The organism is Lacinutrix sp. C3R15 (assembly GCF_018860825.1).
Classification (GTDB): domain Bacteria; phylum Bacteroidota; class Bacteroidia; order Flavobacteriales; family Flavobacteriaceae; genus Oceanihabitans.
This window is the reverse complement of sequence record NZ_JAHKPZ010000015.1, coordinates 225771-242236: the sequence shown is the minus strand read 5'-3', so window position 1 is coordinate 242236 and position 16466 is coordinate 225771. Positions and strand designations below refer to the sequence as shown.

9 protein-coding genes are annotated in these 16466 nt (G+C 35.8%); all 9 read right to left on the bottom strand.

The genetic code is table 11. From position 1 onward, the window contains the following. Positions 1-21: 21 nt before the first annotated feature. Positions 22-1719 (bottom strand): alpha-L-fucosidase, encoded by a 1698-nt coding sequence (locus KO494_RS06545; RefSeq protein WP_215966793.1) that lies wholly within the window; start codon positions 1717-1719, stop codon positions 22-24. Between the two features lie 620 nt (positions 1720-2339). Then, the gene (locus tag KO494_RS06540) at positions 2340-4499 is read right to left on the bottom strand and encodes a right-handed parallel beta-helix repeat-containing protein (protein WP_215966792.1); all 2160 of its coding nucleotides are present in this window, start codon (positions 4497-4499) and stop codon (positions 2340-2342) included. Between the two features lie 172 nt (positions 4500-4671). Further along, positions 4672-5847: a putative glycoside hydrolase gene (locus tag KO494_RS06535; protein ID WP_215966791.1), complete on the bottom strand. Its 1176-nt coding sequence runs from the start codon at positions 5845-5847 to the stop codon at positions 4672-4674. Between the two features lie 4 nt (positions 5848-5851). Then, positions 5852-7501 carry a family 43 glycosylhydrolase gene (locus KO494_RS06530; protein WP_256447831.1) on the bottom strand — a complete coding sequence of 550 codons (1650 nt, stop codon included), beginning with the start codon at positions 7499-7501 and terminating at the stop codon, positions 5852-5854. Next, positions 7498-9867: a PDZ domain-containing protein gene (locus tag KO494_RS06525; protein WP_215966789.1), complete on the bottom strand. Its 2370-nt coding sequence runs from the start codon at positions 9865-9867 to the stop codon at positions 7498-7500. Before KO494_RS06525 ends, KO494_RS06530 begins: the two co-directional genes overlap by 4 nt. A gap of 241 nt (positions 9868-10108) precedes the next feature. Then, positions 10109-11947, bottom strand: coding sequence for an alpha-L-fucosidase (locus KO494_RS06520; RefSeq protein WP_215966788.1), 1839 nt, complete (start codon positions 11945-11947; stop codon positions 10109-10111). A gap of 10 nt (positions 11948-11957) precedes the next feature. Then, positions 11958-13193 (bottom strand): S9 family peptidase, encoded by a 1236-nt coding sequence (locus tag KO494_RS06515; RefSeq protein ID WP_215966787.1) that lies wholly within the window; start codon positions 13191-13193, stop codon positions 11958-11960. A 36-nt stretch (positions 13194-13229) separates the two neighbouring features. Next, positions 13230-14717 (bottom strand): arylsulfatase, encoded by a 1488-nt coding sequence (locus tag KO494_RS06510; RefSeq protein ID WP_215966786.1) that lies wholly within the window; start codon positions 14715-14717, stop codon positions 13230-13232. 188 nt (positions 14718-14905) lie between these two features. Beyond that, complete coding sequence (locus KO494_RS06505; RefSeq protein ID WP_215966785.1) at positions 14906-16453, bottom strand: RagB/SusD family nutrient uptake outer membrane protein; 1548 nt, start codon at positions 16451-16453, stop codon at positions 14906-14908. Positions 16454-16466 lie beyond the last annotated feature (13 nt).

Here is a 16466-nt window from a genome sequence, read left to right as displayed (position 1 = left end):
TTTTTATAATGTTAGGTACTTTTATTGAATTGGTTTAATACTAATTGACTTTAAACTAGAGGTTTCAGCATCTCCTCTTACTAACGATACGGTAACCGTATGTTTCCCTGCTGTTTTAAATTCTAATATTCCCATTGGGTATGCAACGTATTTTTCTGTAGCTGCCTGTTCGTTTTGCACCATGATGCCTTCATCTGTTGTTGTCTTCCAAACCAAACGATCTTCTCCTTTATAATTCAACTCTAAATAATAAAAACCAGGTTCTAACACATCCACTTCCCATTCCACTATTCCGTTCTTTTCCCATTTTGAGACTTGGGTTGTTTTTTTCCATTCTCCAAACTTCTCCATCCAACGGATTGATTTTTTTTCAGCACTAGTAACTTTAGCAAAATCGGTTAATATTGTGGTTTCAATATTTGGGTAAACACCATGTGTTTGATCTGCTTTTGGTTCCTTTTTCAATACAACTTCAATAACAGCAACTGGAGCATCTGGTTTTTTATATGGAACTTCAAAAATAGTCCAATCGTTTTTCGTTGTATATTTTAAAGCCACTGCTTTATTACCTCCAATAATATGAACTGAAGCTATATCACTCTGTAATCCTGGCATATACAATTTTCCATCTTGTGGCCAATCGAACACAGAAAGGAACAATGAATTTCCTTGTGTAGTTACATCTCCCCAAGGTAGTGCGTGTCCCCAAGGTGAACTTCCTGCACCATAAACAACTTGTGGATATTTCTTAATCCATTCTCCTGCTTGCTCAAGAAAACCAGCACCAATTTCTGGAACGACACCAGCTCCATTTGGTCCAACATTAAACATGTATGTGCCACCCCTAGCTACAGTTGAAATTAATCTGTGTAAAATTTGTTTAGGACTTTTAAAGTTGTTATCGTACCAAGCAAAAGACCATGAATCATTGTTGGTATCAACACTTTCCCATAAAACATCTAAATTTTCAGGTGGTACTTCCATGTCTCCATGTGTTACATAGTCACCCATACCATGTCCTATTCTACTGCTCATCATAGCATTTGGCTGTAATTTTCTTACTGTATTTGCCAACTCTATAACTAATTCTTTAGGCATTCCTCCTGGTGTATCAAACCATACAAAATCAATATCTCCATAATTTGAACATATTTCCTCTACTTGTGGTTTACATTTATTATAGAAATAATCTTTAAAAGATGCTTCACTTCCATCAGCATTGGTTGTTGGTCCGTTTGCACCTCCTGGAGCTGTCCAATCTTGGTAATGTGAATAATAAAATCCAAATCCTAAGCCTAACTCATGACAAGCTGCAGACAACTCTTTCATTGGATCACGACCAAACGGTGTTGCATCTACAATATCAAAATCGCTTACTTTGGAGTCGAACATTGCAAAACCTTCATGATGTTTACTAGTAATAACAATATATTTCATCCCAGCATCTTTAGCTAATTGCGCGATAGCTTTAGCATCAAATTTTGTTGGGTTAAAATCTTTTGCAACTCCCATATAGTCTATAGGTCTAATATTTGCTACTTTAGGATTCATCAACCACTCACCAATACCATAATAGGTTTTACCATTCCACTCTCCTGCTAAGTCAGAATATAATCCCCAATGAATAAACATTCCGAAATTGCTTTCATCAAAAAACTTACCTTTACCTTCTCTAATATCAGCATCAACTGTAGAAGCTTCCCCCCACATCTCGTCCATGCCTTCTTGATTTTTCTTTGGCTCTTGTGAGAAACTATAAATTACAAATAGCATAGAAGCTAATATGGACAAAAATTGAGTTCTATTTCTTAACATAAAGGTTTTGTTTAAAATAATAAGTACATCATGTACTTTTTGAATTTTACTTGTATTAAAAAAATTTGATTTTAACTTTTTAAAACTAACGACAAATGAAGTCTTAAACTTTTAAAAAAATCAATTGAATAAAATTTAGCACTAATTAATATGAATTAAGTAATAAAAGACTTTTAAAAATGCGAAATTCCAAACAATTGGTGATATACAAATATGCAAAGGGAAAACAATAATAGACTTGCTCGTATCATGTTTTTATATTGCTGAGTTCACCCAAGTTGATTTGAGCAACACACAATCCTTGTTTTTAAAGGGTTTCAAAAACATTAGTTACTCAAATCAATCAATAATTTCATGATAAATTCTAAGTTTTTAGTCCTTTTTTTTGAGACTAAAAGAAAATTAGAATACAACTATCTATTAATTCTTACAAATTAAGGAGTGATTTTATGAATTTCATTTATTAATTAAACTTTACTTTTAAGTGAAGTATTTGTTAAATATTAGGTATTTTACATTAAGATTTAATCAACATTACGCAAACCAATTTTAGATATATCTATTGGTAAAATTCCCATTTGAATTGCAGGAGAATCTGGTTTAAATCTAAAATCCCCATTTTCTAGATCTACAAATAATGGATTTGTAGCCAAGCTATTCTTATCTGAATTATCTTTTTCCTGAAGATCTTTTAATGTTTTTTCTGCTATTGCGTTGTCCGATTTACAGAAATATATATTAAAATCTGAATCTACATCTTTCATAGTAGCACGTACACGCCCACGGCTATCTTCACCGAATAGGCCTTTTCCTGGTGACGGTTGTGCAATAAATGTGCTCTTATCTGAAATCGAGTAGAAAATATTGTGTTTATTAGTAGCCCCTTGCATAGGCCCTTCTACGATTTTCATATACACAAGTCGTGGTTCAAAGATATCAGCAATGATATTATTTTCGAATCGGTTGTTCAATTTCAGAATCATGCCTTGTGAGGTACATTTATAAATGATGTTTTCGGAAATTAACACATCCATTTGGCCACCGTCGGTACGAATACCACTTTGTTTTCCGGTTTCGGCTACGAGATGATGTATATAATTGCGACGAATAATATTTCCTGCACCAGCTGCTCTTATATAAATACCGTTGCCATCACCCAATTTTTTCATGACATGGTGGATTTCATTGTTTTCTATGATATTATTTTTACTATGCCAATAGAGACGCACATCATCTGGTGTTAATTCAGAAACTTTTGGCAGGTTTCCTATTTCATGCCAACGAATCGCTCTACCTTGTTCACGTCTGTTTGATTTTTTAAAAAAACGAATAACACAACCTGAAACAATTAAGCCACAGTAATTAGTATCGTGAATTAGATTGTTCGCTACGCGATTATCACCACTATTCCATAGAAAAATGCCTGGTGATTGCCAATAAATCTCACCTACATGATGAATATTATTATTATAAACGGTATTCTTTTTATTGACATCTTTTGTTCCAGGACCATAACCACACAGTAGGATTCCTCCACCTCCCATGTATTCAATATGGTTGTTAGAAATAGTATTGTTAATGCCATGTAAATCTACTCGGATAGCTCCGCTTCCACTATATAAAAAATGACACTTATCGATGACACAATTTTCCGCACCTCTAAAACGCAACAAAGCATTATCCTTATCGAGCATGTCCCAATCGTGTTGTAAACCAGTATCGTCTTTGGTTAAGGTATAACGTTCGCCATGTTTAAAGGTGAGTCCACGAAAATGAAGGTTTTTTACAGGAATATCAGTTGATCCTTTTACATCTATTTTTCCTTCAACTTTAATAAATTCAATCAATGTTGGTGCCACGACTTTAGAATCGTTACGAGGCCAGAGATACACTTTTCTTTCTTTAGTATTAAGTACCCATTCACCTTGCTCATCAAGCTCTTCTATTACATTCTCTACCCAAAACCCTTTTTTCGTCATGGCATAAGTGGCATCAACTGCCGTATGGGCAATGCCTTTTTTTTCATCGACCGAAGCTAGTGGTAACATGTTTACAATCCAGTCTCTTGTAGGCCGTACTAATATTTCTACATCTTCAATATTCGACCAGTTTTTTAACGTTCCTTCAGGAAAATAGAGTTTATCCTTTTTGCTTCCTTTTAAAGGCATAAAACGTTCCGATTGTGCACGCGGCAACAAACCTTCGTCATCAAATAAGGTTAAAAATTTATGAGACACATCTGCCACCATAATATTTCCAATAGCTGCTTTAGGCAATCCTGGAATATCTTCTGTTACTTTTTTCCAACCATTAATCTCTTGGCCTGAGCTAAATACGGGTGTTTCGCCTGGATACGCTTCATACGTAATAGAGAGGTTATCTTCTCCTGAATCTTTCAAATCAAATACGACAGTCTCTCTAAGTGGGTAAATACCACCTCTTATAAGCACGATGATATCTTCAGATTTGCTTTTTTTCAATTTTCGCACGGCATCACGTGCACGTTCTAGAGTGGCGAAAGGACCATCTGTTCCTTCTAAATTTGGAGTTTCTAATGTCCCAGACCAATCGTCTGATCCTTGAGTCGACACATAAAAATCTGCATTGTTTTGTGCGCTAATATCTGAACTATTGCATGCAAAGCTGATGATAAGCGTTAGCAATAAAATAAATTGTCGTTTCATAGTTTTTCTTTTAGTTGTTTTTAGTTACGTTCAAATAAAAAATTAAGTATTAGTTTACTTTAATAGTTTTAAGGATTTTATTACAGTTTCTCAGTTAGTTACTATTTAGTCTAGCTTCTTGACTCTAACAGCGCAGCATTCTTTCGTCTTTTATAACCTTGTTTAGATTAAATTAATGCCACGTAATCTTAGCCTTTCTGTTTTCTGTATCTACCCAAACGCTGGCATGTTCAAACTCGCGAGTGAACTCCCAGCCTTCGGGTGTTGTTCTTTTATAAGCTCCTTTTGGTGCTCCTAATGGTTTTTGTAATTCTGGATAGTTTACCAAAGATCCCGTAGCTAAGGTCCATCCCCAACTATACATAAAATACGAATAAGGTTGCGCACCAATTAAGTAGCAAGCAAGCGAAAATTCTACTTGCTTTTGAGAAAATTTTGGCATCTCACCTCTTGGTTTCAGATTGCCACGACCTGCTCCTTCAACACCCAAACGAAATACAGATATCTTTCCGTTTTGGGCATTTTTTAGCATATCCTGCCATTCGCTTAACAAATTCTCTTTTTTAGATCTAACCGTAGCATAATTCTCAAACATCACAGCATCACAAACAGGATACACATATTTTGCATCTTCGTTATTGGCATTATTACCTAACAAGATTTTGTCTGCACCCATTCTGTTTTTGAGTGCCGCCATCATCTCTCCCATGGCTATTGCAATCTCTTCTTTCTTCTCACTACGAAATCTACTATTGCCGTGCATTTGGTCAATAAACACACCATCGCATCCTGACTCTTTTACTCCTTTTACAACGGTATTGACCCACCATTCACGGAAATCAGGATTTAAGAGATTAAAACAGAACGCACCATAATGCTCGTACAGCTTACCCGTTTCTGGATTGGTTAATAGAAATTTTTTCAGTTCAGGATGATCTTCAATTTTTTCTTTGGTGAAGTTCTTACTGTAAGACGTATACGGCCAAGCATATGCGGAATTGAAATAAAACAAGACTTTGGCATCTGGCTTCACTTCTTTAAATGCTGCGGACTCATACTTGGCACCCAATTCTGCAGCACCTAGTTCTACTTTTCCATGTGACTTTTCAATGCATAAAAAATCTGATCGTTCTGCTATAAATTCTACTTCTTCTGGCTTTAACAAGCGTTTCTTGTGCTGAAACATATAATACATAGGAGTGGTATCCCAACTAAATTTTGGAAAGAAATCCTTTGGTGTAAAGGTGGTACCATCACTTATCATTAAAGATTGCTCTTTAGCTGCTTTGTCTTGTGCGTGCAATACGCTTACAGTAATTACTAATATAAATAGAAGTGTTTTTTTCATAATTTTATTTTTTTGATGTCACTTTTAGCACAACGTTATCCCAATTTGCTGTTCCTTTAAAATCTTTAGAAACCAAACAACGTAACGTAACTTTTGATACACTGCCACTATTAAATTCATGTTTAAATTCTACCCATTCATCAGCCTTTTTAGTCGTATCTAACTCAAATCTGCAGGTATCATCAAAGCTACCATTGGTATCGAAAATCACTTTACCATTAGTACCAGCTTCAACTTTGAGTTTCACGCTGAGTTCGTAATTGGTATTTGGAGTCAGTTCTACATTTTGTGTCATTGGCTGCACATCTCCATTTCCTTTATATTGCATGGCATAATAACCTTTTCCTGTAGGGTCTAAAGCTCTTTTGTATAGTTGTGACGAACGACGACTTAACCAATGTTTTATTTGCTCTTGTGTGGCCAATTCAAAAGAGGCGTTTTTAACAAGATTGTCATCTTTATATTCTGAAACTTTTATTGATGATATAATATCATTACAGCCAATGGCGTTCAAGTCAATTCTATTTTCTTGAAAAACCCATGATTTTCCAGTGAAATTATCTTTTTCGAAGCCTTCCACTTTATAACCTTTTGGGATTTCAATCGAAGAAATAGTATTAGGTTCAATGCCTAGTTTTTCTAAAGCTCTTTGATTATAATTTCCAACGGACAATGTCCCCAACATCCTATTAAAATTAATATCTTTATGAAAGGTTGGTAATGCAACACCTAAAGTTTGTTTTACCATTTGAATGGTGCCATCTTCATTAAAATATATAGGATCAAAGCAGATTGAACGATTTGGCCCTATACCACCTGATAAGTTTCCATTATGATAAAACAAGTACCACTGACCATTGTATTCCACTACAGAACCATGCGTTGTAATCACATCGGTACTCCCTAAAAAGACTTCGTTGTTTTCCCAAGGTCCTAAAGGGCTTTTGCTCATGGCATAGCGCATTTTATTGAATTTTGGAAAATCATCTGGATAAATCATGTAATACATGTCGTTACGTTTGAACACAAAAGGGCCTTCACGAAAACCATCAAGCCCTGTTTGTTGCATTAATTCCCCATCGATTTCCATCATGTTTTCTTTGAGCTTAACTCCATAACATTGGTTATGTCCTGCTATGTAAAGGTAGGCCTCACCATCATCATCAATAAATACACAAGGATCAATATAGGCTTCCAATCCTTTAATATAACCTTGCTCTTTAAAATCTGAAGCTGGTTTGCTGCTTGTTGCTACGCCAATCTTCCATGTTTTTCTAAAATCGGTTCCTGTTGGATGCGGAAAATAATAGTAATAAGTACCATCTTTATACACGCAATCTGGTGCCCACATAAAACCCCCTTCTTTTCTTCCCCATTCTACTTGACTTGAATGAAGAATTTCGCCATGATCTGTCCAAGTAATCATATCATCAGTAGAAAAAACATGATAACCATCCATGGTTTTATAACCTCTAGGCGGCGTATTGTCTGTGGAAGGATACACATATAAACGACCATCCTCCCAAACATGTGCTGATGGATCTGCGGTAAACATGTGGCTTACAATTGGATTAGAACGTCTCTCTTGAGCATTACTTTGAAATACTCCAAAAACTAAAAAGACTATAGATACAATGCTATTTTTTAACTTCATAGTGTTATTTTTAATTCCATTTCTTTCTGTTCTCTTACCACTTTTAAAGTAACTTCTGAAGCTCTATTTTTTTTAATACATCGGAAAAACTGTTTCAGAGTAACTGTTTTTTGGTTATTTACAGCTAAAATTAAATCGCCTTCTAACAGTCCGGTTTTAGCTGCTTTAGAATTTTTAGGCACTTTTGTTAAGGCAATACCTCCATCTTCTTTAGAAACGCCGTAAGCCGAAAACTCCATCCCTGATAAACCACTAACAGTGGCTCCTAACCATGTCTGTTTTGCCCCTTTTTTTGCTGCCCGTTTATTCTTAAGATCTTCTGAAACGCCTAAGACCGGTATTATTGGTGTTCTTGTAATGGCTTTTAAAGCAGGTTTTTTTACACCAAACTGATCCATAGGAAAGTTTTTAAAACCAATATCAAAAGCTGGAGATCCTTCTTTTACTCTAAAATCGCCATTGGCAGGATCTATAAATTGTGGATCGGCTACAATAGAGTTTTTATCCCATCCAAACTCTTGTGTTAATTCTGAATTATAAATAAGATTTCTATCGACTAACTTTCCTGGATTTTTTGCCGTTGGTACTTTTACACCTTGATACACAAACATAAAAATATTTGAAAACACTTCATCTCCACTATTTTCATACCACACATGTGGATGAAAAGTATTATTTACTGTAATATTATTCCAAGCACGTCTTCTATACCCTTCACGAAGTTTTAAACCACCTGAAAGCATTAGGTTATTATAAATATCGTAGTTGGTAGAACCATCATCTAAATCGATATCCCAACCATGATCGCAACGCCAACGACTGTTTCTAATTACTGTTGTTTTTATAGCATCAGCAAATGGTAATTCTGGGTATTTGCTTAAATCTGAATTTTTAAGTCGCCAGAAGCGATCTCGTCCCCAAGAATTAAACGACCCATGATCGTGCGTTTCTAACACGGTATTAAATACATCACAACGTTCAATGAGATGGCCACCGAAAGCACCATCACCAACATTAATTCCTGAACGCGCACAATCATAAATAGAACAATCTCTAACCGTTATGTCCATAGCCATAGTAATTTGTACTCCTGCAGGCTGACGTTCTACGGTTCCAATATTGTGAATTAAACAATCTTCAACTATTCCTAAAGCCGGATAATTTTCGGTTTTAGGTCCAGGTGTTTTATCTACAGTTAGCATATCATTTTTCTCGCCATATTCAAACAACGGATCGCGCAAGGCATTTGGATCTCCTACAAAACAAACACCACTAGCTCCTGTATGATGAATGTAGCAGCCTTTGACTAAGGTATTTCTATTGTAAGTGTTTACAAAAATGGCATTTCCACCTACTTGATCGAATTCACAATCTAATATTTGAATGTCTTCTGTCCCTGTTAACATAAACGCACCTCCTCTAAAAATAGTCCAATCTGAACGCACCATAGGTTCTTTGGTTTCCATAAATGTTCTGGCTGCGTGTTTTACTACAAAACCCTGTAAAGTGATATGTTTTATTGGTTTCTCTAAAGACCCTTGAAAATCTATTAATTGCTGTAATTGAACGACTTCAATGGTTGCTTTATTTAAATTTGTAGCTTCTTCAGGCTTGTAGTATAATGTTTGTGTGTTTTCATCATAAAACCATTCTCCAACAGCATCCAATTCTTCAAATATATTTTCAACCATACGGTATTCTGGGTGCATTCCCATTTGCCTGTTGTTTTGCCAACCGCCTTCATAGGTTACGTCTCCATCTTTATTTTTACCAGTTATGATATAATGGTAGCCGCCCCATTCCTTAGAATGCATAGCATGAATATAGCCACCTTTGGGATTACTCCATGTAGCTGCGCGTTCTTTAGAAAACGCATCGGCTGCATAGCCCTGATAAGCATCCGTTTTTTTACTAGCATCATAATTAGGATATCTTGCCATACGTTGATTTAATCCGTTTACAAAAATCTGATCGATTTTGATGCCTTTTGGCGTTTTTGCTTGAAATATACCATCGCGAAACGGTTTCCATTCTAAATTGAGTTTCATTCCACCACTTAGTACTGCACCTCCTTCATTTTGCGCACGATAAACAATAGGAAGCTTTTCCGTACCTGAATCTTCTGGTTTAAAAATGATAGTTTCATCTAAATAATAGACACCATCAGCAAAAAAGATAGTAACCGCCTCTTTCCCTACATAGGTTCTTGCCATTTGTTGCGCAGCGGCAAAGGTTGCTAATGGTTTATTTACAGTTCCATTATTAGCATCTGACCCCTCAGGACTAACATATATTTCCATGGCTTCTACTGAAAACAGTAAACTTCCTAATAAAAGATAAATTAAAATAAAAAGAGGCCGTTTCATAGATTATTATGCTTTTTTTTAAATGATAAAACTTGATTTTCAATTATGATCTTCTCAGATGTTTTTTAGATCTGCAGACTTTACAGCTTCCAGAAAAAGTAATTATCGTAAGAGTTTAAAAGTGTTATAATTATTAAAGTTACACCCCTAAAGTCCCCTCAAGGGGACAATCGTCCTATTTAACTGAGTGAATTGTCCCCTTAAGTGGACTTTAGGAGTGTTTTTTTGTTATTTATATGTTTTATTTTTCTATTGGTAAAAGTTGTACGCTTATAATATTAGGCGTAGCATCTGTAAAACCGGAAGTAACTTCAAGTGTTAGCGTATTCATACCAACGGTATTAATTTCAATAGTTCCTAAAACAGCTACGGAGCACTTCATTTCTGTTGCCATTCTTTCATTGTTGTAACGTTCCTGTTCTATTAATTTGTTTTCAATAGATTCTCCAGCGACAGTAACACGCATTTTGCCATCTGCTTTCCATGGATGTTCCTCTTTTACACTACTTACAACAGCAACTTTATATTTTCCTGATTTTAGCATTCTAAAATCCCAACGCAATGCTTGACCTTCTTTATCTAAACCAACTGACATACCACGTGTTGGCATAATGCCTTTTCCCTTTTTCATGACGGTGAATATTCTTTGATCTAAAGGGCGTTGTGGTTTGTTTGGAACAAATTCTTCATCGTGAATGGTAGAGCGAAATGCATCTAAAACGACCGAACCATCTTGTTGTTGTAAAAATGTTTGATCCATCTTTGCTTCTCCTTTAATTGTTAAAGCAATTACAGATACATAAGGATCTGGTGCTGACTTTGGCACTTTAATCGAAATGACATTAGCTCCTGCATCGGGATTAAATTCAGACTCATGAGAAAGTTCATCTCCACTTGCTAAAAGTGACGCTTTTTCGATACTATTGTTGAGTCCGTATACTTTAAAAACACCTTCTTTTGGCCAGTCAATCACATTTAAATATAATGTTGTTTGGTTTTCTTCTATGCGCTGTGTGATGGAACCCCAAGTAAACTCATAAGGATAAGGACCTGCTGTTGTTCCGTAGATGGCTTCTCCATTTTTTTGAAGCCATTCTCCCATAATTTTAAGTCGTGATTGTGATTCCTTTGGAATGATTCCTTTACTATTTGGACCAACATTCAGCAAATAATTTCCACCATTACCTGCAATATCAATCAATTTCCCTAGCATGGTTTTAGCCGATTTCCAATTATCATCGCCTTTTTTAAAATGCCAATTATCGTTCATGGTTTGCGCAGATTCAAAATCGGCACCAATGTTTCCTGAAGGCGTCATATTATCGCCCATAGAAAGGTAATTGACATACTCTAAAGTATCATCATCACCCAAGCGACTATTAGAAATGGCTCCATAAGAATTAAGTAAATCGACCATTTCTTGTTGTCCTAACAATCGCTTTTTATTTGGGTTTCTGAATCCTGCCGAACCATCAAACCAAAATAATTTAGGTTGATAATTTTCGCACAATTCCTTTATTTGACCGTACATATAATCCATGTACTTGGTAATATCGGCCTCTGGATTTGGGTTAAAATGAAAGCCTTGTCGGTTGCTATACGTAGCGTCATACTCTGGATGATGCCAATCGGCAATAGAATAATAAAACCCTAATTCAATATTTTCTTCTTTACAAGCCTCTGCTAATTCACCTACGATATCGCGTTTGAAAGGCGTTGCGTCCATAACATCCCAATCGGTTAGTTTTGAATCCCATTTACAGAAACCATCATGGTGCTTGGTGGTGAACACAATATATTTCATACCAGCATTTTTAGCGATGCGCACCCACTCTTTGGCATCAAAATCAACAGGATTAAAATTCTTTACAGACTTTTCATAGCGTTCTGTTTTATTGAGTCCTTCTTCTAAAAAGTCTTCTGATGTAGATGCTCCAAAATGAATGAACATGCCAAATCGTGCATCACGAAACCAACCCATTAATTCTTCATCTGAAGTTGTTTTTTCTGTTTGCGCTGACAACAAGCTTCCTGAAAGCAATAAGGCAGCTGATAAAATAAATACTATTCCTTTTTTCATTATTTATATTTTACAATTGAACCAATTTTGATGATATAATTAAACCTCTTTCATCCTTCAAATTCACATAATACGTTTTTATTCCTTTAGGAAGTTTAGCCTTAACCGTATGTTTTTTAGCATTAATTGTAGCCGCCATCTTTTGCCAATCACTTGGTTGCGGATGTTTTGCATCTTTAGGTATTTTTCTATAGGTTAATTCTTCATTGAGATAATATACCGTGGCTTCGGTCAATGGTACTTCCGAAGTATATTTCATTTTGATTTTTCTACCTGTTGGTTGCTTGATTATTTGTCCTAATGGAAATCCTTTCCCTTTCAACATATAATCTGCAAAAGCATAAATTTCTGGCACTTCATTAGGTTTCCATCCTGGTGGATGGCCGTGCCTCATACTTGGATGAACACTCATAAAAGCATGATCTTCTGTAACCTCAAATGAATGCGATGTAATATTCAAAGAAAAATGAGCGTCACTATCACCATTTACCCAAAGGGTAGGCACAGAACCACCTGTAAACTGATGCGCTGGATCCCAGAACTTTTTCTTCTCTTCTAATTCAGGATTATTTCCTGAGTATTCCCCAAAATGACCTTTTGATTCATACAGAAATCCTGCCCCATAAACTGGTATAGCACATTTTAACCGATCGTCTATTCCTGATACCAAACTACTTAATACACCTCCCCAAGAAATTCCCGTTATTCCGATAGCATTCGCATCTATTTCTGGCATGTCTTCCAAAAGAGAATGCGCTAATAGAATATCTGAAACGGCATGATACATCCATTGTTCTTTTAATGGTAATTCAATATCATCAAATCGGCCAACACGTTGCGGACCACTATACTCATGGGTAAATTTTCCGCTTCCTGTTTCATCTGGTCTATAACCTTCCAAACTCATTGCAATGGCGGCATAACCTTTGTCATTCCAAATTTTCACCCATTCCTGAAATGCCCTACCACCACCTCCGTGAACCAAAACCATTGCAGGTACCGGTTCATCACTCTTAGGAATTCCTAAATATGCAAAAGCTCGTGTTGGCTTTCCTTTAAAGTCCAGTGTTTCATAGAACAAAGCTTTTATATCTCCCTGATCTTTTGACGGTTCCCAATACATCTTTGGGGCTTCCAATACTTTTGGGTCTAATAATTCGACTAAGTTTTTCGGATTACTCTGTGCTACCATTAAAAAACCAACAGCAGAAAACAAAACCAAAAACATAGATTTTATATATTTCAATTTTATATGTATAGAAAAACTTAACATCGGCAAATATTAAAATGATTTAGGCGACCAATTAGGAATTCCAGATTCTTTTAATTGTTTGTAATAGCGTTTTGCAAGTGGCTGATCTTCTGGCTGTACTTTTGGCAAGCCCTCATTGACCATTAACGGTTTTGTGTTTTCCCACCATTGGTTATACGCTTCTTGTAATTGCGCAATAACTTCGGGATGGTTTTCAGAAACATCCTTTTTTTCCGACGGATCATTAGGAATATTATATAATTGTGTATTATTAATAAAACGCCACTGCGGTGTTCTAACCGCTGATTTTTGGTGTTTTGCATCTTCACGTTTACCTTCCGCCCAACGACCACAATGAATGAATAATTCTCTGTCCTCCCAATCTGCAATCGGATTTTCTAAAAGTGGTACTAAAGAACGACCACTTAAATCTTGCATTTTTTCAGGTAGTGTAACTCCTGCAATGTCACAAAACGTTTGATACAAATCGATATGTGATGTGAGTTGATTTATGTCAACTCCTGCTCCTAATTTCCCTTTCCAATACCAAAAAGCAGGTACATGTGTACCACCTTCATAAGGTGAATTTTTACCACCTTTTAAGTTAGCATTAAAATGCGTAATTTTTTCTCCGTTAAGACTTCCTTTTAAATGGGTTGCACCATTGTCTGTCATAAAAATAACCAGCGTATTTTCTAAAGCATTCCACGATTCCAGTTTCGCCATCATTTTTCCAAAATTGTCATCGATGTTTTCAATCATGCCGTAACGTCCTGCTGTTCCTTTATCATAACCTAAGTCTAAAAAGCGCTTTTTATATTGTTCTGGTGCCACCAATGGTGCATGTGGTGCGTTTAAAGCAACATAAGCAAAGTACGGTTGATTTGCTCTATTTTTATCTTTAATCCAAGCTAGTGCAGCATCAAAAAACACATCGGTACAAAAACCTTCGGTTTGTACAACAGTATCATTGTGAAGTAAAATATTATCGAAATACAAGTTGTCTTCATTTGGAGGAAAATCGCCATATCTCGTTTGACCAATACCACCTGCTCCATGCATTAACACTTCATTAAAACCACGGTTTACAGGAAGATATTCTTCTTCATCTCCTAAATGCCATTTCCCAAAAAGACCGGTTTCATAGCCCGCTGACTGTAACGCTTGCGGCATAGTGTAAACATCCAATGCCATACGTTCGCGTTGTAAAATGGTGTGTGTTACACCAACTTCAAACGGACGATTTCCACTCATTAAGGCAGCTCTTGTTGGTGCACACGTTGGACTAACTTGAAAATCGGTAAATCGTGTAGATTTCTCGTAAAATTCGTCTATATGAGGTGTTTTTAGGACTTCATTTCCCATACACGCTAAGTCTCCCATACCTTGGTCATCCGTCATGACTAGAATGATATTAGGTCTGGTGTTTTTAATGGACTTATTTTGAGCACCTACTATTTTTGGAAACACGAATAAAAGCAGCGTTAGCATTAATAATGACTTCTCTACAATTTTCATTTTTATAAATTATTTTAATTCTTATTTTCCTGATAGCCATCGTTAACGCTACAGAATTTTGTACTATTACCTACTAAATATTTATTTTAAAATTAGAATAGATAAATACGTTGGCTTTATAATTTACCAACCTATTTATCTATTCAAAAATTAGAAGACCATTAATTCTTTGACATGGTCTAAATAAATTAATCCCATAGAGGATTTTGCGTTAGAGCACCACCAATATCCTGGCTTTTTAAGATTTCATTAAGTGGAATAGGCCATACTTGAAATTTACCAACAGGTCCACTAGAAATATTATCTGCTTCATCCTGCACGTAGCTTATTGCTACTGAATATGCTCCTGCAGCAGTTTCAGCAGCTGGTAATGCCTGAACCGTAGATTCTAATATACCCCAACGTATAAGATCTACTTTTCTTCCCCAATATCCTTCTGCAGTTAACTCCCAAGCACGTTCGTTACGAATATCTTGAATTGTTAATGTGGTTAAATCTGGTAAATTAGCTCTTTCTCTTACTTTATTGATTGCTGCAAGTGCTGCAGTTGATGAACCACCAATCATAAACTCTGCTTCCGCCAGTAATAAATAAGCATCTGAAAGCACAAATAAACGAATAGGCTGACTAGATTGATTATTAGGATCTGCATTTTGCATTAAAGGGTCGCTAACAGGTATATTAGCTCGCATCATTTTAGGAATATAGATCCAATTGAATGTAGCAGTGCTTCCATCCTCTAAAACATGACTATCCCATACATTGTAAAGTTTTCTTACATCATTATCGTCATAAGTATCTGCAAAACTTTTTCTTAGGGTTATTGAAGCTGCTCTTGAAAACACACCTGTCTCTGTCATTGCTTGTCTGGTTGGTCCATTTTCAGAATTTGAATTATAGTGAAATTGATTATGATACGTATTGTTGTCTGCACCAATAAGATATTGTCTTCCAAAAATAATTTCAGGATGTAATTCATTTCCTTCACGATACATATCTGCGTATGGTCCTAGATCTGGTCCATGCGGCGAGTTAGTTGTTATTTCTATAAGTTCTGTACGTGCCTCTTGCCATTGCTTAAGCCAAATATGACAGTAGGCCTTTAACATTCTAACTGCCCATACTGTAGGTCTTCCTTCATTTTGATCCCATCTAGATGTTGGCAAATAACCCGATGCAATTGCGGTATCTAGATCTTCAATCATTTCTGAAATAATTACTTCACCATCTGTTTTTCCTAATAAAGAAACCTCTTCAATGATTAGTTCATCTCTCCAATAAGGAACATCACCATAGGTGTAAACAAGAAATAAATATTTATTTGCTCTATAAAAAAGAGCCTGAGCAATTGCACGTCCTTTCACCTCATCTGATAAAGAAGATTTTTCAAGACCTGCTAATACTAAATTGGCATTTCTAATATTTGTGTAAGCATTAGACCAACGCGTTAATACTGGAGCAGCATCAACAGAAGTATCATACACAGAAGGAAGCCATCCTGCTGCAATTGGCACTCTACCTGCTACACCAACATCTGTTCCAATATGTCCCTGAATTTCAGGATGATCAATTCCATTTTGCAACCCATTTAGTGCCAAGTTAGCCTCATCTTCATTTTGAAAAAATGTATCTGGTGTTACTAACCCTTTTGGGTCTTCTTCTAAAAATTCCTCACAGCTAGTTGTAATAAAAAGTACGCCTGTTAAGATGGATAAAATTATATATTTAGTTTTCATTTTGTAAATTTTT